At 74.3% G+C, this 18,303-nt stretch carries 13 protein-coding genes; 8 read left to right on the top strand and 5 right to left on the bottom strand.

What is annotated here, in order from left to right; genetic code table 11:
• The first annotated feature begins 34 nt into the window (after positions 1-34).
• Positions 35-1,051, top strand: coding sequence for a hypothetical protein (locus ACIQOW_RS29990; protein ID WP_401090147.1), 1,017 nt, complete (start codon positions 35-37; stop codon positions 1,049-1,051).
• Positions 1,052-1,079: 28 nt separating this feature from the next.
• Here the strand turns inward: ACIQOW_RS29990 and ACIQOW_RS29985 are convergent, their stop codons facing one another.
• Positions 1,080-1,991: a LysR family transcriptional regulator gene (locus ACIQOW_RS29985; RefSeq protein ID WP_188297988.1), complete on the bottom strand. Its 912-nt coding sequence runs from the start codon at positions 1,989-1,991 to the stop codon at positions 1,080-1,082.
• Between the two features lie 228 nt (positions 1,992-2,219).
• Between ACIQOW_RS29985 and ACIQOW_RS29980 the strand changes: the two genes are divergently transcribed.
• From ACIQOW_RS29980 to ACIQOW_RS29960, 5 genes are all read left to right on the top strand, one after another.
• Positions 2,220-3,695 (top strand): hypothetical protein, encoded by a 1,476-nt coding sequence (locus tag ACIQOW_RS29980; RefSeq protein WP_401090144.1) that lies wholly within the window; start codon positions 2,220-2,222, stop codon positions 3,693-3,695.
• Positions 3,696-3,872: 177 nt separating this feature from the next.
• A complete protein-coding gene (locus ACIQOW_RS29975; RefSeq protein WP_401090142.1) occupies positions 3,873-5,309 on the top strand; it encodes a TolB family protein in 1,437 nt (478 codons plus the stop codon).
• 208 nt (positions 5,310-5,517) lie between these two features.
• Positions 5,518-6,924: a TolB family protein gene (locus ACIQOW_RS29970; protein ID WP_401090140.1), complete on the top strand. Its 1,407-nt coding sequence runs from the start codon at positions 5,518-5,520 to the stop codon at positions 6,922-6,924.
• Positions 6,925-7,131: 207 nt separating this feature from the next.
• Complete coding sequence (locus tag ACIQOW_RS29965) at positions 7,132-8,493, top strand: TolB family protein (RefSeq protein ID WP_401090138.1); 1,362 nt, start codon at positions 7,132-7,134, stop codon at positions 8,491-8,493.
• A gap of 174 nt (positions 8,494-8,667) precedes the next feature.
• Positions 8,668-10,215 carry a TolB family protein gene (locus tag ACIQOW_RS29960; RefSeq protein ID WP_401090136.1) on the top strand — a complete coding sequence of 516 codons (1,548 nt, stop codon included), beginning with the start codon at positions 8,668-8,670 and terminating at the stop codon, positions 10,213-10,215.
• A 225-nt stretch (positions 10,216-10,440) separates the two neighbouring features.
• Here the strand turns inward: ACIQOW_RS29960 and ACIQOW_RS29955 are convergent, their stop codons facing one another.
• Complete coding sequence (locus tag ACIQOW_RS29955) at positions 10,441-11,634, bottom strand: glycine C-acetyltransferase (RefSeq protein ID WP_401090134.1); 1,194 nt, start codon at positions 11,632-11,634, stop codon at positions 10,441-10,443.
• A 117-nt stretch (positions 11,635-11,751) separates the two neighbouring features.
• On the bottom strand, positions 11,752-12,780 hold the full coding sequence (tdh, locus tag ACIQOW_RS29950) for an L-threonine 3-dehydrogenase (RefSeq protein WP_188297981.1): 1,029 nt from the start codon (positions 12,778-12,780) through the stop codon (positions 11,752-11,754).
• 507 nt (positions 12,781-13,287) lie between these two features.
• Between tdh and ACIQOW_RS29945 the strand changes: the two genes are divergently transcribed.
• The gene (locus ACIQOW_RS29945; protein ID WP_401090132.1) at positions 13,288-14,736 is read left to right on the top strand and encodes a serine hydrolase domain-containing protein; all 1,449 of its coding nucleotides are present in this window, start codon (positions 13,288-13,290) and stop codon (positions 14,734-14,736) included.
• A gap of 88 nt (positions 14,737-14,824) precedes the next feature.
• Here ACIQOW_RS29945 and ACIQOW_RS29940 read toward each other — a convergent pair whose 3' ends face one another.
• Positions 14,825-15,886 (bottom strand): ATP-dependent DNA ligase, encoded by a 1,062-nt coding sequence (locus tag ACIQOW_RS29940; protein WP_401090130.1) that lies wholly within the window; start codon positions 15,884-15,886, stop codon positions 14,825-14,827.
• Between the two features lie 66 nt (positions 15,887-15,952).
• Here ACIQOW_RS29940 and ligD point away from each other — a divergent pair, with 66 nt between their 5' ends.
• The gene (gene ligD, locus ACIQOW_RS29935; RefSeq protein ID WP_401090128.1) at positions 15,953-16,987 is read left to right on the top strand and encodes a non-homologous end-joining DNA ligase; all 1,035 of its coding nucleotides are present in this window, start codon (positions 15,953-15,955) and stop codon (positions 16,985-16,987) included.
• A gap of 16 nt (positions 16,988-17,003) precedes the next feature.
• On the opposite strand, the gene ACIQOW_RS29930 is transcribed toward ligD, so the two are convergent.
• On the bottom strand, positions 17,004-18,200 hold the full coding sequence (locus ACIQOW_RS29930) for an 8-amino-7-oxononanoate synthase (protein ID WP_401090126.1): 1,197 nt from the start codon (positions 18,198-18,200) through the stop codon (positions 17,004-17,006).
• Positions 18,201-18,303 lie beyond the last annotated feature (103 nt).

The following is an 18,303-nucleotide window of genomic DNA, read 5'->3' as shown; positions in this document are numbered from 1 at the left end:
CACCCGACATCCCCACCCGAAGGACGGCCGAACGATGCCGCACCCCGCCCTGCCCGCCGCACCCGACCTCGGCGCCTCCCTCCTCGTCCGCGCCCCCGAACGCCCCGAACCCGGCTACTGGGCCGGCTGCCCGAGCGTCCGCTACGAACCGGACCACGACCGCTTCCTGCTCACCTACCGCGAGCGCCGCCCGCGCGGCGCCGCCGGCGGGCCCGACCGGGGCTGGCGCTGCGCCGTCGCCGAGAGCCCCGACGGCATCGCCTTCCGCGACCTGTGGTCCGTCCGCAGCGACGAACTGGGCTCCCCCTCGATGGAACGCCTCGCCCTGCTGCGCCGCCCGGACGGCTACCTGCTCCACCTCAGCTACGTCGACCCGGCCGACAACCGCTGGCGCGTCGACGCCCTCACCGCCGACGCCCCCGAGTCCTTCGACCTCGCCACCCGCACCCCCGTGCTCACCGCCGCGACCACCGGCACCGAGGGCGTCAAGGACCCGTACCTGCTCGAAACCGGCGCCGGCGTCCACCTGTTCTCCACCGTCTCCCGCGCCCGCCCGTTCACCTCCGAGGAGCAGGCCCGCGCCCACGCCACCGCCGACATCCACACCACCGGCCTCACCGTCCAGCCCACCGCGCTCGCCGTCTCCCCCGAAGGGCTGCGCTTCACCGCCCCGCAGGGCCGCGCCGCCGAGGTCCTGGACGTCGGCCCGGCCGGGGCCTGGGACGGCTACGAGTCCCGGATCACCACCGTCCTCCCCGACGGCCAGGGCGGCTGGCTGGCGCTCTACGACGGCTCGGCGGAGGCCGCCGGCAACTACGAGGAGCGCTGCGGCCTGGCCGCCTCCGCCGACCTGCGCGCCTGGCACCGCCTCACCCCGGACGGCCCCTGGCTGGACGTCCGGTACGCCGACCTGGTCTCCGCCCGCGGCCGCTGGTACCTGTACTACGAGCAGAGCCGCCCGGACGGCGCCCACGAACTGCGGGTAGCCGTGCTGGACGAGTTCGCCGGAGTCCGCCCCGACGGCGGCCCGGCGGCGGCCCGTAGCCGCTGACAGCCCGCCGGAGCCGTACGGAACCGGGTCAGGCGCTCGCGGCGGCCGCCTCGGCGAGCGAGTCGAGGACCGGCCGGATCAGCGGGTGCCCGTCGGCACCGGCCCGGACGGCCGCGAACACCCGGCGGGTGGCGAGCTCGCTGTCCACCGGGCGCACCGCGACCTGCCCGAGGTCGACGCCGCGCAGCGCCGAACGAGGCACCAGGGCCACGCCGAGGCCCGCCGAGGCGAGCGCGACCACGGCCCTGAAGTCGTCCGAGGAGTGCAGCAGCCGGGGCTGGAACCCGGCGTGCTCGCAGGCCAGCAGGACCACGTCGTGGCACGGGTTGCCCGGGTACGGCCCGATCCACGGCTCGTCGGCCAGCGCGGCGACGGCCAGCGGGCCGGACTCGGCGGCCAGCCGGTGACCGAGCGGCAGCACGGCCTCGAAGGGCTCGGCGTACAGTGCCACCCTGGTCAGCCGGGCGTCGTCGGCCCGTGGGGCGCCCCGGTACTCGACGGCGACCGCGAGGTCCGCCCGGCCCTCCAGGACCATCGGCAGGCTGGCGTCGCCCTCGGCGTCCAGCACCTTGAGCCGCACGCCGGGGGCGCGCCCGGCGAGCAGACCGACCGCCGGGGCGAGCACGGAGGCGATCGCGGTCGCGAAGGAGGCGACGGTGACCTCCCCGGAGACGCCCGCGCTGTACGCGGCGAGGTCGGCCTCGGCGCGCTCCAGCTGGGCGAGCACCACGTCGGCGTGGCCGAGCAGGATCTCCCCGGCGGCGGTCAGCCGCACGCCCCGGCCCTCCCGGGCGAGCAGGTGGTGGCCGGTCTCCTGCTCCAGGGCGGCCAGCTGCTGGGAGACCGCGGAGGGGGTCAGGTAGAGGGCGGCCGCCGCGGCGGTCACGGTGCGGTGGTCCGCCACGGCCCGCAGGGTCCGCAGCCGTCGTGCGTCGATCACGGTCCAATTCTGCCAGCGCGGCGCGGCGGACCGGCCCGGGCCCGGCGGGCGAGAGCCGGCGGGCGGGGGCAGGCGCACCGGCGGTTCCGGCCGGAGCTACGACCGGTGGCGTATTTCCGGCCGAGATCGTTCCCGGTCGTTGACCACCCGCCGGGGCCGGCGCTTGGCTCTTCCCACCGGGCCGGCTGGGGCCGTGGGCCCGGGACCGTCACCAGGGGAGGACGATCCATGACCACCGCACGCACCCGCCGCCGGCTCGCCCGCACCGCCGCCGTCCTGCTCGCCACCGCCGTGGCCGGCGCCGCGATGCCCGCCGCCCAGGCCAAGCCGCCCAAGGGCGACACCGCCCGGGTCAGCGAGGGCGCCAAGGGCGAGGCGCTGGACGGCGCCTCCCTCGCGCTGGGGCTGAGCGGCGACGGCCGCTACGCCCTGTTCTCCTCGGCCGCGACCAACCTGCTGCCGGGCGGGGCCGGGGCCGTGGGCGACGTCTACGTCCGGGACCTGCGCAACGGCCACACCGAGCGGATCAGCGTCGCCCCCGACGGCGCCGCGCTGGACGCCGGCAGCAACGACGCGGCGATCAGCGGCAACGGCCGGTACGTGGTGTTCTCCAGCTACGCCGGCAACGTGGTGGCCGGGCAGCCGAAGCACCCCTCCGACGTCTTCGTCCGGGACCGCTGGACCGGCCGCACCGAACTGGTCACCACGGGCGACGGCAGCTCGGGCGCGGGCGACGACCAGAGCGGCCGCAACGCCTTCAACGCCGCCGTCAGCTGGGACGGCCGCTACGTGGTCTACTCCTCCGACCGCACCGACCTGGCCCCTGGCGTGCACCGCGGCAAGTTCAACGTCTTCGTCACCGACCGCTGGGCCCACACCACCCGGGTGGTCAGCACCGGCGCGGACGGCACCCCGGCCGACAACAACTCCTACCGTCCGACGATCAGCGCGGACGGCAGCGTCATCGGCTTCACCTCGCGGGCCGGCAACCTGCTCCCGGCCGACCGGACCCCGCCCGCCTCCCCGGCCGCGGCCGGCACCGACGGCTCCGCGGCCACCGGCCCCGGCAACACCGCCGACGGCTCCGCCGACACCGCCGAGGCCGCGCAGGCCGCCCGGACCACCGCCGACCACGCCGGGCCGGCCGCCATCCGCGCCTACCCGTACTACGTCTGGAACGCCCGCACCGGAAGGATCACCGGCGCCAGCTACGACGAGGCCGGCGAGCTCACCGGCAGCGGCAACGACGCCCGAGTCAGCCCCTCCGGCCGCTACGCGCTCTACACCGTCTTCGCGGAGGGCGGCCGGCCCGGCTCGCACGGCCTCCACCAGGACGTCTACGTCCGTGAGCTGGCCACCGGCACGTCCACCAAGGTCGGCAAGCCGCTGTCCGGCGCCGCCGGCCTGGACTCCTCCTACGACCCGGCGATGTCGCTCACCGACCGCTGGGTGTACTTCACCTCCGACGTCACCGACCTGGTGCCGGGCGACACCAACGGGCAGGCCGACATCTTCCGCACCGAGCTGTCGACCGGGCGCACCGAGCGGGTCACCCTCACCCAGGACGGCTCGCAGAGCACCACGTCCGCGTTCTTCCCGCAGGTCGACGCCTTCGACACCACGCTGCTGTTCAGCGCAGAGGACGGCAACCTGGTGCCGGACGTCGCGAACACCACCACGGACGTCTTCCGGCGCCGCCTGTGACGCCCTGGCCCCCCGACGCCCTGCCTCCCCGACTCCCTTGCGGCATACGCCCGTTGGCGTATTTCCCGAACGGGATCACCCCCGGCCGTTGACCCTCCGGCCCTCCCGGCGGTTGGCTCTGCGGAAGCCCGCCGCCGGGAGGGAGTCCGGCCGGGCGATCCCAGGGGAGGACGACCCATGACCACCACACGCACCCGCAGACGGCTCGCCCGTACCGCCGCCGTCCTGCTGGCCACCGCCGTGGCCGTGGCCGCGATGCCCGCCGCCCAGGCCAAACCGCCCAAGGGCGACCCCGCCCGGGTCAGCGAGACCACCAAGGGCGAGCAGCTCGACGGCTACTCGTCGGGGCTCGGGCTGAGCGAGGACGGCCGCTCCGCCCTGTTCCGCTCGGCCGCCACCAACCTGCTGCCCGAGCCGGGTACGCCGAACTCCGACGAGGTCTACGTCCGGAACCTGCGCAACGGGCACGTCGAGCGGATCAGCGTCGCCCCCGACGGCTCTCGGCTGAACGCCCCCACCGCCGACGCCTCGATCAGCGGCGACGGCCGCTACGTGGCCTTCAGCACCAGCGCCACCAACGTGCTGCCCGGGCAGGCGGCGCACCAGAGCGACGTCTTCGTCCGGGACCGCTGGACCGGCCGCACCGAGCTGGTCACCGTCGGCGGCGTGCCCGGCGCCGGCGACCAGAGCCTGTTCAACGCCACGAGCCCCAGCATCAGCCGGGACGGCCGGTACGTCGCCTACGTCTCCAACCGCTCCGACCTCGTCCCCGACCCGAACGTGCGGCGCGGCAAGAACAACATCTACGTCACCGACCGCTGGACCCGCACCAGCCGGCTGGTCACCGTCGGCGCGGACGGGGATCCCGCGAGCGACAACTCCTCCGAGCCGTCGATCAGCGCGGACGGCGCCACCATCGCCTTCACCTCCAGAGCCGGGAACCTGCTCCCGGACGACCCCGCCACCAGCGGCCCGGGATCCGCCGATCCGGGCTCCACCGACCCCGGGTCCGGCCCCGGCACCGAGCCGGGCACCGGGTCGCCCGAGCTCGCGAGCGGGCCCCGCTACTACTCCTCCTACGTCTGGAAGGCCGACACCGGCAGGATCGCCGTCGCCAGCCTGGACGGCACCGGGCAGCGGGCGGGCAGCCGCTACGGCCGGATCAGCCCGGACGGCCGCTACGCCGTCTACAGCCTCGCCGTGCGGAACAGCGGGCTGCCGGGCCACGGCAGCGTCCGGCTGGACGTGTACATCCACGAGTTGGCCACCGGCAAGGTCACCAAGATCAACACCGGCCTGCCGGACACCTTCGCGAACGGCTCCGCGTCCGGCGCCGTCATGTCGGCCGACGGCCGCTGGGTCTACTTCGACTCCTACGCCGACAACCTCGTCCCCGGCGACACCAACCAGGCCACCGACCTGTTCCGGCACGACCTGTGGACCGGCCGGGTCGAGCGGATCAGCCTCACCCGGGACGGCGGGCAGAGCGACACCCCTTCCTACGACCCGTTCGTGGACGCCACCGGCAGCACCGTGATCTTCGACGCCCTCGACGGCAACCTGGTGCCGGAGGACACCAACACGCTGCTGGACGTCTACCTGCGCCACCTGTGACACCGGCCTGACTCCCCTGCGGGGAAAGGCCGTTGACGCCTCCCCCCGCAGTCACGCACCCGTCGGACGGTTCTCGGCCGGAGGTACGAACAGTGGCGTATTTCCGGCCGGGAACGCATTGACCGAACACGCTCACGACGCTTGGCTCTTGCCCAGCCCGGGCCGCGGGGGTCGAAGGCCCGGGACCGTCACCAGGGGAGGACGATCCATGACCACCGCACCCACCCGCCGCCGGCTCGCCAGGGCCGCCGCCGTCCTGGCGGCCACCGCCGTGGCCGGCGCCGCGATGCCCGCCGCCCAGGCCAAACCGCCCAAAGGCGACACCGCCCGGATCAGCGAGACCACCAAGGGCGAGCAACTCACCGGCCACTCGTCCGCCCTCGGGCTGAGCGACGACGGCCGCTCCGCCCTGTTCCGCTCGGCCGCCACCAACCTGCTGCCGAACCCGGACACCCCGAACACGTACGAGATCTACGTCCGCAACCTGCGCAACGGGCACGTCGAACGGGTCAGCGTCGCCGACGACGGCTCCGCGCTGAACGCCTCCACCACGGAAGCCTCGATCAGCGGCGACGGCCGCTACGTGGCCTTCAGCACCGGCGCCACCAACGTCGTCCCCGGGCAGCCGGCGCACCAGAGCGACGTCTTCGTCCACGACCGCCGGACCGGCAGCACCGAGCTGGTCACCGCCGCGGCCGTGCCGAGCGCCGACGACCAGACCATCCGGGGCGCCGTGCACCCCAGCATCAGCCGGGACGGCCGCTACGTCGCCTACGCCTCCAACCGCACCGACCTCGTCCCCGACCCGAACGTGCGGCGCGGCAAGAAGAACATCTACGTCACCGACCGCTGGACCGGCACCACCCGGCTGGTCACCGTCGGCGCGGACGGCGGGCCCGCCGACAACCACTCCCTCAGCCCGACGATCAGCGCGGACGGCTCCACCGTCACCTTCACCTCCCGGGCCTACAACCTGCTCCCGCGCCCCGAGCCGGCCCCCGTAACCGATCCCGCGCCCGACGCGGAGACGCCCGACGCCAGGCCCCTGCTCGAACGCGGGCCCCGCTACGACGCCGTCTACGCCTGGAACGCCGACACCGGCACGATCATCGGCGCCAGCCTGGACGCCACCGGGAAGCTCTTCGGCACCTGGGACGCCCGGATCAGCCCGGACGGCCGCTTCGCCCTCTACAGCGTCCCCGCCTACGAGGTGCCGATGCCGCCGCACCGCGCCAAACCGCTGCGCGTGTACGCCCACGAGCTGGCCACCGGCAAGGTCACCAGGATCGACACCGGCCTGCCGGGCACCACGTCCACGGAACACTCGTTCGCTGCCGCCATGACGGGCGACGGCCGCTGGGTCTACTTCCGCTCCACCGCCGACAACCTCGTCCCCGGCGACACCAACGGCGTCAGCGACGTGTTCCGCCGCGACCTGTGGACCGGCCGGATCGAACGCGTCAGCCTCACCCGGGACGGCGAACAGAGCAACGCCCCCGCCGAGAACCCGTACGTGGACGACTCCGGCGACACGGTCGTCTTCGACGCCGAGGACGGCAACCTGGTCCCCGGGGACACCAACGCCGCCACGGACGTCTTCCTGCGCCGCCTGTGACATTCGCCGACTCCCTCACGTGGAAAGGTCGTTGACGCATCCACCCGCCGTCCCGCACCCGTCGGCGGGTTCTCGGCCGGAGGTACGAACAGTGGCGTATTTCCGGCCGGGAACGCATTGACCGAACACGCTCACGACGCTTGGCTCTTGCCCAGCCCGGGCCGCGGGGGTCGAAGGCCCGGGACCGTCACCAGGGGAGGACGATCCATGACCACCGCACCCACCCGCCGCCGGCTCGCCAGGGCCGCCGCCGTCCTGCTGGCCACCGCCGTGGCCGGCGCCGCGATGCCCGCCGCCCAGGCCAAACCGCCCAAAGGCGACACCGCCCGGATCAGCGAGACCGCCAAGGGCGCACAGCTCAACGGCGCGTCGAGTGCGCTCGGGCTGAGCGACGACGGCCGCTTCGCGCTGTTCACCTCGGCCGCGACCGACCTGCTGCCCGGGCCCGGCACCCCGAACACGGACGAGATCTACGTCCGGGACCTGCGCAACGGCCACGTCGAGCGGATCAGCGTCGCCGCCGACGGCTCCCGGCTCAACGCCCCCACCACGGACGCCTCGATCAGCGGCGACGGCCGCTACGTGGCCTTCACCACCGCCGCCACCAACGTGGTGCCCGGCCAGGTGGCGCACGACAGCGACCTCTTCGTCCGCGACCGGTGGACGGGGCGCACCGAGCTGATCGCCACGGACGGCAACTCCACCAGTCCGAGCCTGAGCCGGGACGGCCGTCACCTCGCCTACGTCTCCACTCGCACCGATCCCGACCCCGAGCTGAACCGGCCCCACTCCGACGTCTTCGTCACCGACCGCCGGACCCGCACCACCCGGCTGGTCTCGGCCGGAGCGGACGGCGGCGCCACCGACGATTCCTCCTACAACCCGACGATCAGCGCGGACGGCTCCACCATCGGTTTCAGTTCCCGAGCCCACAACCTGCTCCCGGACGCCCCGGCCGTGACCGACCCCGGCGAGACCACCGCCGACGCAGCGGCCCCGGGGCTGGCCCAGCCCCGCTTCTACCCGTACTACGTCTGGAAGGCAGGCACCGGCAGGACCTCCGGCGCCAGCCTGGACGACGAGGGCTACCTGCGCGGCGTCGGCGTCGGCGCCCGGATCAGCCCCGACGGCCGCTACGCGCTCTACCTCGTACCGGCCTTCGGCTCCGGGCAGCCCGGTTCGCCCCGCCTCCGGATGGACGTGTACACCCGCGAACTGGCCACCGGCACGCTCACCCGGATCAACACCGGCCTGCCCGGCACCGCGACCACCGGCCACTCCTTCGCCCCCGTCATGACGGCCGACGGCCGCTGGGTCTACTTCGAATCCCTCGCCGACAACCTCGTCCCCGGCGACACCAACGGTGTCAGCGACGTGTTCCGCCGCGAGCTGCGGACCGGCCGGATCGAACGGGTCAGCCTCACCAGGGACGGCGAGCAGGGCAACGCCCCCGCCGAGAACCCGTACGTGGACGCCGGCGGCGACACGGTCGTCTTCGACGGCGGGGACGGCAACCTGGTGCCCGGCGACACCAACGCCGCCAAGGACGTCTTCCTGCGCCGCCTGTGACGGCCCGGCAGCCTGACGGCAGGATGGCCTGATTCTCTTTCCGCATACGCCCGTTGACGTATTTTCCGCCGAGATCACCCGCGGACGTTGACCCCGGGCCCTCCCGACGATTGGCTCTGCCGAAAGCCCGTCGCCGGGAGGGAGCCCGGCCGGGTGATCGGAGGGGAAGACCTTATGACACGCACCATCCGCAACCGGTGGCCGGCCGGCGCCGCCGGCGCGCTGGCCGCGGCCGCCCTGCTCGCCGTCACCGCCGCGCCCGCCCAGGCCGCCCCGCTGCCGCGCGGCACCGTCCAGGTGAGCACCGGGGTGAACGGCGCCGCGCCCGACAACCAGTCCTTCGGCCTGGGCGTCAACGCGAACGGCCGCTACGCGCTGTTCAGCTCGTGGGCGACGAACCTGGTGTCCCAGCCCGCCCGGGGCGGCCGCGACGTCTACCTGAAGGACCTGCGGACCAACCGTGTCGAGCGGGTCAGCCTGGCGGACTCGGGCGAGGGACAGGCCGGCTGGTCCGAGGAGGCCGCGATCAACGCCGACGGCCGCTACGTCGCCTTCGTGAGCAACGGCGAGGACGTGGTGCCCGGCATGCAGGTCAGGGGCCGCACCGAGGTGTACGTCCGGGACCGGCGGACCGGCCGCACCGAGCTGGTCAGCGGCGGGCTCACCTCCACCGATCCCGACCGGTTCCACTACTCCTACGCGCCCTCGATCAGCGCCGACGGCCGGTACGTCGCCTTCGTGTCCTCCCGGAAGGACCTGGACCCGACCGTCGTGGACCCCGAGCCCGAGCCGGAACCCGAGCCCTCGCTCGCCAGGCCCTACACCTGGAAGCTCAACATCTACCTCACCGACCGCCGGACCCACACCACCCGGCTGATCTCGCGCGACGCGGCCGGCAAGCCCGGCGAGAGCACCTCCTTCCACCCGAAGCTCAGCGCGGACGGCCGCACCATCGGCTTCGGCTCCCTCTCGGACCTGCTGCCGCCCGAGCAGCCCCCGGCCGCCGCGCCGGCCGCCGGGACCGCCGACGTGGACCTGCCCCCGGGCGCCGAGAAGTACCTGCCCGCCGGGGCGCAGCCGAGCCTGGCCCGCCCGACGAGTGCCGTCTACTACACGTACGACGTGCCCTCGGGGAAGCTCTCGCCCGCGAGCTTCGACGTCGGCGGCTCGCTCGCCTACGCGGCCTTCGACGCCACGATCAGCCCCGACGGGCGGCGCGCGGTCTACGCCCTGTCCGAGCCGGGCGGCTCGACCGGCGGCCACCGCTCCCACACCGTGCTGCACGTCCGGGACCTGCGGACGGGCGTCGTGACGAAGGTCAGTGCCGGTCTGCCCGGCACCAGTTCGGTCGGTTCCTCCGGCCACGGCTCGATCACCGCCGACAACCGCTGGCTCTACTTCGAGTCCGCCGCCGACAACCTGGTGGCGGGCCCGCAGCACCCGGGCTGGGACGTCTACCGCCAGGACCTGCGCACCGGTCGCACCGAGCGGGTCGCCACCGCGCCGGACGGCTCGTTCGGCAACGGCTCCTCGAAGCAGCCGTTCGTGTCGGCCAACGGCAGGACCGTGGTGTTCGAATCGTCCAGCGGCAACCTGGTCGCCGGCACCGACGTCCCGGCGGCCGAGGGCTACCAGGTCTTCGCCAAGCCGGCCCGGAGCCACCACGGCGTCGCCGACGACCAGGGCCTCGCCGACGACCAGGGCGAGAACGAGGACGACTGACCGGCCCGCGCCGCCCGGGAACCACGACGGGGGCGGGACGTCGGCCTGGGCCGGCGTCCCGCCCCCGCGGTGGGAGGGTGGGGCAGGTGGTCGGTGGGCCGTGTGGCGGGGCGGATCGATTCGCCTCCGCCGCACGGCGGTGGTGAGCCCGTGGGCCGGTCCGGTTCCGAGCGGTCCGGCCCACGGGCGGTCTGGTCGGGCCTGGGGCGGCCCTGGGTGGGAGGGTCAGCCCTCCATCGCGGCGCGCGCGTCCACGAAGGCCGCGACGGCGCGCTCGACGTCCTCGGTGGAGTGCGCCGCGGACAGCTGCACCCGGATCCTGGCCTTGCCGTGCGGCACCACCGGGTAGGAGAAGCCGATCACGTACACGCCGCGCTCCAGCAGCAGCTCGGCGAGCCGGCCGGCCACCGCCGCGTCACCGATCATCACCGGGGCGATCGGGTGGTCGCCGGGCAGGATCTCGAAGCCGGCCTCGGTCATCTTCGTCCGGAACAGCGCGGTGTTGGCCGCCAGCCGCTCGCGCAGCTCGTTGGACTTCTCGACCAGGTCGAGCACCTTGAGCGAGGCGGCCGCGATCACCGGGGCCAGCGAGTTGGAGAACAGGTACGGGCGGGAGCGCTGGCGCAGCAGGGCGACGATCTCCCTGCGGGCCGCGACGTAGCCGCCGGAGGCGCCGCCGAGGGCCTTGCCGAGGGTGCCGGTGATGATGTCCACGCGGTCCGTCACGCCGTGCAGTTCGGGGGTGCCGCGGCCGCCCGCGCCGACGAAGCCGACGGCGTGCGAGTCGTCCACCATGACCATGGCGTCGTAGCGGTCGGCCAGGTCGCAGATCTCGCGCAGCGGGGCGACGTAGCCGTCCATCGAGAAGACGCCGTCGGTGACGATCAGCCGGCGGCGGGCGTCCTGGGTGTCCTGGAGCTGCTTCTCCAGGTCGGCCAGGTCGCGGTTGGCGTAGCGGTGGCGGCGGGCCTTGCTGAGCCGGATGCCGTCGATGATGCTGGCGTGGTTCAGCGCGTCGGAGATGACGGCGTCGCGGTCGTCCAGCAGGGTCTCGAAGACACCGCCGTTGGCGTCGAAGCAGGAGGAGTAGAGGATCGTGTCCTCCTGGCCGAGGAAGGCCGAGAGGCGGTCCTCCAGCTCCTTGTGGACGTCCTGGGTGCCGCAGATGAAGCGGACCGAGGCCATTCCGTAGCCCCAGCGGTCCAGCGCGTCCTTGGCGGCGGCGAGCACCTCGGGGTGGTCGGCCAGGCCGAGGTAGTTGTTGGCGCAGAAGTTCAGCACCTCGCCCGGGCGGCCGCCGGCGGTGACGGTGACCGCGGCGCTCTGCGGGCTGCCGATCACCCGCTCGGGCTTGAACAGGCCCGCCTCGCGGATCTCGTCCAGGGTGGCGGCGACGTCGGCACGCACGTTGTCGAACACTGCGGGTCTCCTTGGCAGTTCGGCGGGAGCGGTTCGGGCGGGAGCGGTTCGGCGGGGTTCAGGCGGGCGGGTTCGGCGGGCGGGGTCCGGCGGGCCGGGGCTCGGACCGGGCGGGGTTCAGGCCGTCCAGTCGAGGATGATCTTGCCGCAGTTGCCGCTCGCGGCGTCGTCGAACGCGGCCTCGTAGTCGGCGGCGGCGTAGCGGCCGGTGATCACCGGGCTGAGGTCCAGGCCGCCCTCCAGCAGCACGGACATCGCGTACCAGGTCTCGAACATCTCGCGGCCGTAGATGCCCTTGATGGTGATCATCGAGGTGACGATCGAGGCCCAGTCCACCGGGAACTGCTCGGCGGGCAGGCCGAGCATGGCGATCTTCCCGCCGTGGGTCATGTTGGCGATCATCGACTGCATCGCCTCGGGGCGGCCGGACATCTCCAGGCCGACGTCGAAGCCCTCGCGCAGGCCGAGCTTCTGCTGGCCCTCCTCGATGGTGTGCTGGGAGACGTCGAGCGCCAGCGTCACGCCGACCTCGCGGGCCAGGTCGAGGCGGTACGACGAGACGTCGGTGATCATCACGTTGCGGGCGCCGGCGTGCTTGGCGACGGCGGCGGCCATGATGCCGATCGGTCCCGCGCCGGTGACCAGCACGTCCTCGCCGATCAGCGGGAAGGACAGCGCGGTGTGCACGGCGTTGCCGAACGGGTCGAAGATCGCGGCCACGTCCAGGTCGACCGGCACCCGGTGCACCCAGACGTTGGAGGCGGGCAGCGCCACGTACTCGGCGAAGGCACCGTCCCGGTTGACGCCCAGGCCGACGGTGTTGCGGCACAGGTGGCGGCGGCCGGCCAGGCAGTTGCGGCACTTGCCGCAGACCAGGTGGCCCTCGCCGCTGACCAGGTCGCCGACCGTGATGTCCGCGACGCCGGCGCCGATCTCGGCGACCTCGCCGACGAACTCGTGACCGAGCACCAGCGGGGTCCTGATGGTCTGCTGCGCCCAGCCGTCCCACTTGCGGATGTGCAGGTCGGTGCCGCAGATGCCGGTCCGCAGCACCTTGATCAGCACCTCGCCGGGGCCGATCTCGGGCATGGGGACGTCCATCAGCCAGAGCCCGGGCTCGGCCTGCTGCTTGACGAGTGCCTTCACGGCGGGCTCCTGACATGCGGGTGGGACGGCCCGCGGGTGCGGGCAGGCCGAAGGGGCCCGGTTGGGCCGCTCCTGACGGGCGCGCACTCCGGACAGGCAGAAATCTGCCTGGTGGGGGCGGGTGCGGTCCATCGAGGAATTCTTAACGGCGGCCGCAGCTGGGCTGAACGATCGTGCCCGAGCAGCGGCCGGCGGCGGGCGCGGCGTGCCGGTGCTCACCCGTCCGGCCGAGCGCGGGGCGGCCCTCGCGACACCGCCCGCCGGCCGTCCCCGGGTGCTTGACGCCCGGGGTGCCCGGCCACGGTCCGCCAGCGGGGCGCGGCACCCGGCTGACGGTGCTCCCGTTCGGGTCAGCCCGGCGCCGACCCGCGCGCGGCCGCCCGGCCCCGGTGCTTACGGTGACGACGCTCCCCCCGCGGCCCCGTGGAGAGGCGCTCCGGCCCCGCCGAGCAGCACGCCGGGGCCCTTCGCCAAGGGGCCGTCCGCCCCAGAGAGGCCCCTCCGCCGATGACCGACACCCGACGGCCGCGCCCGGCCGTTCCCTGCTCCCCGCGCGTCCCCCGCCCGCCGCACACCGCCGTCCCCCGCTCCGTACGGGTGGCCTCGGCCGCCCTCGCGCTGGCCGGCCTGCTCGCCGTCTCCGCCTGTTCCGGGGACTCCAAGCCCGCCCGGCCCGCCGCCGGCGCCGCGGTCACCGCCGAACCGGCCGCGCTCAGCCCGTCCCCCACGCAGGGCGGCAGCCCGTCCGGCGGGGTGGTGGCCCTCACCCCGGCCGTCCAGGCGAAGCTGGACGCCGCGATCAAGCAGGTGATGAGCCAGGTCTCCATCCCCGGCGTGATCGTCGGCTACACCACCCCCGACGGCAGCTACCAGCGCACCTTCGGCGTCGCCGACAAGGCTGCGGGGACGGCGATGTCCCCCGACCTGTACATGCGGATCGGCAGCGTGACCAAGACCTTCACCACGACCGGCATCCTGCGGCTCGTGGACCAGGGCAAGCTGGGCCTGGACGACCCGGTCTCCAAGTACGTCCGGAACGTGCCCGGCGGCGACGGGATCACCCTCCGCCAGCTCGGCGAGATGCGCAGCGGCCTCTTCAACTACACCCTGGACTCCGGCTTCCAGCAGGCGTTCTTCAGCGACCCGAGCCGCCCGTTCACCCCGGACCAGCTGCTCGGGTACGCGTTCAAGCACCCGGCGAACTTCTCCCCGGGCAGCAGCTACGAGTACTCCAACACCAACCTGATCCTGCTCGGCCTGGTCGTCGAGAAGGTCGGCGGGCAGCCGCTCCAGGACTTCCTGACGCAGCAGGTGTTCACCCCGGCCGGGCTCACCAAGACCAGCCTGCCGACCGACGCGGCCTTCCCCGACCCGCACGCCCACGGCTACACCAACCAGACGCTCAGCGGCCAGGTCGAGGACTCCACCACCTGGAACCCGTCCTGGGGCTGGGCCGCCGGCGCCGCGATCTCCACCGTCGCCGACCTCCAGACCTGGGCCAAGGTGCTGGCCACCGGTGAGCCGCTGCTCAAGCCCGCCACCCAGGCGGAGCGGCTCAAGACCGTGCCCGTCGGGCCCGACCCCGACCTCGGCTACGGCTTCGGGGTGTTCGACACGCACGGCTGGATCGGCCACAACGGCTCGCTGCCCGGGTACGAGAGCGTGGTGCTCTACCTGCCGCAGGCGAAGGCCAGTCTGGCCATCCTGCTCAACACCGACATCACCCACGACGGTTCGGAGCCCTCGACGTTCCTGGCCCGGGCGATCACCCGGATCGTCTCGCCGGACAACGTCTACACGCTGCCCACCCCACCCGGCTCGGGCTCGCCCACCGCCTCCCCGTCCCCGTCGCCGTCCCCGTCGCCGTCGGTCTCGCCCACGGCCTCCCCCACGCCGCTGGTCTCCCCCACAACCTCCCCCACCGCGACCGGTACCGTCACGCCGCACCTCTCCTGAACCCGGGAGCACCGCGCGAGGCCCGGCCCGGACGACCGGGCCGGGCCTCGCGGCGCGCCGTCGAGTCCCCGGCGTCGACTCCCCGGCTTCAACTCCCCAGCACCCTGGCCAGGTCGTACGAGACCGGCTCCTCCAGCTGCGCGGAGGTACAGCTCTCCGGCGTGCGGTCCGGCCGCCAGCGGCGGAACTGCGCGGTGTGCCGGAACCGGGTGCCCTCCATGTGGTCGTAGGCGACCTCGACCACCCGCTCGGGGCGCAGCGCGATCCAGGACAGGTCCTTGCCGCCGGTCCAGCGGCTGACCGCGCCGGGCAGCCGGCCCTCGGCGTGCGCGGCCTCGTCCGCCCAGCCGCCCCAGGGGTGCCTGGCGATGTCGTCCATCCGCAACGGGGCCAGCTCCTCGGCGAGTTCGCGCCGGCGGGCCATCGGGAAGGCCGCGCAGACACCGACGTGCTGGAGCCTGCCCCCGTCGTCGAAGATGCCGAGCAGCAGCGAGCCGACCACCGGGCCACTCTTGTGCTCGCGGTAGCCGGCCACCACGCAGTCGGCGGTGCGCTCGTGCTTGATCTTGTACATGGTCCGCTCCCCCGGCCGGTACGGCTGGTCCAGCGGTTTGGCCACCACGCCGTCCAGCCCGGCGCCCTCGAACTCGGCGAACCAGGTGCCGGCGAGGTCGAGGCCGGTGGTGGCGGGGGCGGTGAACACCGGGTCCGAGGCGTCCGCGAGCGCGGCCTCCAGCGCCGGGCGGCGCACCGACAGCGGCTCGTCCAGCAGCGAGTCGTCACCGAGGGCGAGCAGGTCGAAGGCGACGAAGGAGGCCGGGGTCCGCTCGGCGAGCAGCTTCACCCGGCTCGCGGCCGGGTGGATCCGCTCCAGCAGTTCCTCGAAGCGCAGCCGGCCGTCCCGGGCGATCACCACCTCGCCGTCCAGCACGCAGCGCGGCGGCAGCTCCCGCCGGAACGCCTCGACCAGCTCGGGGAAGTACCTGGTCAGCGGCTTGCCGGTGCGGCTGCCGAGCTCCACCTCGTCGCCGTCGCGGAACACGATGGAGCGGAAGCCGTCCCACTTGGCCTCGTACTGCATTCCGGGCGGGATCCTGGCCACCGACTTGGCGAGCATCGGCGCCACCGGCGGCATCACGGGCAGGTCCATGGGTCCGATGGTCGCCCCGATGGCCTCGGGGCGCGCGTCGGGCGCGCGGCGCCTAGCGTGAGGGGCATGGGCTCAGCCGTGGAACTGGATGTCGCCGGGCGCACCGTCCGGCTGTCGAACCCGGACAAGGTGTACTACCCCGAGCGCGGCTTCACCAAGCTGGATGTCGCCCGGTACTACCTGGCCGTCGCCGACGGGGTGCTGCGCGGGCTGCGTGACCGGCCGACCACCCTGCAGCGCTTCCCGGACGGGGTGGACGGCGAGTTCTTCTACCAGAAGCGCGCGCCCAAGGGCCTGCCGGAGTGGCTGCCCACCGCCCGGATCGCGTTCCCCAGCGGCCGCTCCGCCGACGAGATCTGCCCCACCGAACCGGCCGCCGTGCTGTGGGCGGCCAACCTCGGCTGCCTCACCTTCCACCCCTGGCCGGTGCGGCGCTCCGACACCGATCACATCGACGAGCTGCGGATCGACCTCGACCCGCAGCCCGGCACCGACTTCCACGACGCCGTCCGGGCCGCCCACGAACTGCGCGCCCTGCTGGAGGAGCACGGGCTGCGGGGCTGGCCCAAGTCCTCCGGCGGGCGCGGCCTGCACGTGTACGTGCCGCTGGCGCCCGAGTGGACCTTCACCGACGGACGGCACGCGGTGATCGCGCTCGGCCGGGTCCTGGAGCAGCGGATGCCGGGGAAGGTCACCACCGCCTGGTGGAAGGAGGAGCGCGGCGAGCGGATCTTCGTCGACTACAACCAGATGGCGCGCGACCGCACCATCGCCTCCGCCTACTCGCTGCGCGCCCGCCCCCGGGCCACCGCCTCCGCCCCGCTGCGCTGGACGGAACTGGACGACGCCGCCCCCGAGGACTTCGACCTGCGCACCGTCCCCGCCCGGTTCGCCGAACTCGGCGACCTGAACGCGGAGATGGACGACCGGGCGTACCGGCTGGAGGGCCTGCTGGAGCTGTACGGGAAGCAGCTGCGCGACGAGGGCCTCGGCGAACTCCCCTACCCGCCCGACCACCCCAAGGCGGCCGGCGAGCCCACCCGCGTCCAGCCGAGCCGCGCCAGGAGGACCGACCGGCCGGGCCGCGCGAAGGAGGAGTAGCGCCGTACGGCCGGCCTCAGCTCCGCGCGCCCGCCGGGGCCAGCCCGGCGACGATGCGGACGGCCTCGGCGATCTGCCCGTCCGTCAGGTCGCCGCGGGCGGTGAGCCGCAGCCGGGAGATGCCGTCCGGGACGGACGGCGGGCGGAAGCAGCCGACGGCGAGGCCCGCCCGGCGGCAGTCGGCGGCCCAGGCGACGGCGGCCTCGGGGCCCGGGGCGCGGACGGAGACCACCGCGGCCTGGGGGTCGCAGCTGTGCAGGCCGGCGGCGGTGAGCTGCCGGGCCAGGGTGCGGGCGACCTCGCGGGCGCGCTCGGCGCGGGCGGGCTCGGCGCGCAGCAGCCGCAGGGCGGCGAGGGCGGCGCCGGCGGCGGCCGGGGCGAGGCCGGTGTCGAAGATGAAGGTGCGGGCGGTCTCGGTGAGGTGGCGGATCACCCGGCGCGGGCCGAGCACGGCGCCGCCCTGCGAGCCGAGCGACTTGGAGAGGGTGACGGTGGCGACGGTGTCCGGCTGCCCGGCGAGCCCGGCCGCCGCGAGCGCCCCGGTGCCGCCGGGGCCGAGCACGCCGAGCCCGTGGGCGTCGTCCACCAGCAGGGCGGCGCCGTGCGCGCGGGCGGCGGCGGACAGCTCGGGCAGCGGGGCCGCGTCCCCGTCCACCGAGAACACCGAGTCGGTGACCACCAGCGCCCGCGGCCGGGCCCGCCCGGCGAGCGCCTCGGCGACCGCCGACGGGTCAGCGTGCGGGGTGCGGTGGACGTCGGCGCGGGAGAGCCGGCAGCCGTCGATCAGCGAGGCGTGGTTGTAGGCGTCGGAGACGATCAGGGTGTCGGGGTCGGTGAGCGCGGTCAGCGCCGCGAGGTTGGCCGTGTACCCGGAGGAGAACACCAGCGCGGCCTCCACCCCGCAGAACTCGGCCAGCTCCTCCTCCAGTTCGGTGTGCAGCGCGGTCGTCCCGGTCACCAGGCGCGACCCCGTCGACCCGCCGCCCCAGCGCAGCGCCGCGTCCGCCGCCGCCCGGGTCACCACCGGATGCCTGGTCAGCCCCAGGTAGTCGTTCCCCGCGAGGTCCAGCACCCCGTCCTCCGCCGCCCGGCTGCGCAGCGTCCGCGTCAGCCCGGCCTCGGCCCGCATCGCGGCCGTCTCGTCGAGCCAGTCGAACACCTGCGCCGGAGCGAGGACGGAGGGGCGCGGCTCGGCCGCGAGCGGATGGTTCATGCCCGGCACTCTGGCACGGCCTTCGAACCGGGATCAATGTGCCGCTCGGCACAGGATCGGCACGTCCGGCTGGCCGGTCACCACAAGAGGGCCACCCGCCCGC

The organism is Kitasatospora sp. NPDC091335 (assembly GCF_044757205.1).
Lineage (GTDB): Bacteria > Actinomycetota > Actinomycetes > Streptomycetales > Streptomycetaceae > Kitasatospora.
This window is presented reverse-complemented; position numbering and strand designations above follow the sequence as displayed.

Excerpts from the sequence above, each read along its gene's own strand:
- ACIQOW_RS29990 (WP_401090147.1), top strand. The coding sequence starts at position 35 with ATGCCGCACCCCGCCCTGCCCGCCGCACCCGACCTCGGCGCCTCCCTC.
- ACIQOW_RS29980 (WP_401090144.1), top strand. The coding sequence starts at position 2,220 with ATGACCACCGCACGCACCCGCCGCCGGCTCGCCCGCACCGCCGCCGTC.
- ACIQOW_RS29975 (WP_401090142.1), top strand. The coding sequence starts at position 3,873 with ATGACCACCACACGCACCCGCAGACGGCTCGCCCGTACCGCCGCCGTC.
- ACIQOW_RS29970 (WP_401090140.1), top strand. The coding sequence starts at position 5,518 with ATGACCACCGCACCCACCCGCCGCCGGCTCGCCAGGGCCGCCGCCGTC.
- ACIQOW_RS29965 (WP_401090138.1), top strand. The coding sequence starts at position 7,132 with ATGACCACCGCACCCACCCGCCGCCGGCTCGCCAGGGCCGCCGCCGTC.
- ACIQOW_RS29960 (WP_401090136.1), top strand. The coding sequence starts at position 8,668 with ATGACACGCACCATCCGCAACCGGTGGCCGGCCGGCGCCGCCGGCGCG.
- ACIQOW_RS29945 (WP_401090132.1), top strand. The coding sequence starts at position 13,288 with ATGACCGACACCCGACGGCCGCGCCCGGCCGTTCCCTGCTCCCCGCGC.
- ACIQOW_RS29940 (WP_401090130.1), bottom strand. The coding sequence starts at position 15,886 with ATGGACCTGCCCGTGATGCCGCCGGTGGCGCCGATGCTCGCCAAGTCG.
- ligD (WP_401090128.1), top strand. The coding sequence starts at position 15,953 with ATGGGCTCAGCCGTGGAACTGGATGTCGCCGGGCGCACCGTCCGGCTG.
- ACIQOW_RS29930 (WP_401090126.1), bottom strand. The coding sequence starts at position 18,200 with ATGAACCATCCGCTCGCGGCCGAGCCGCGCCCCTCCGTCCTCGCTCCG.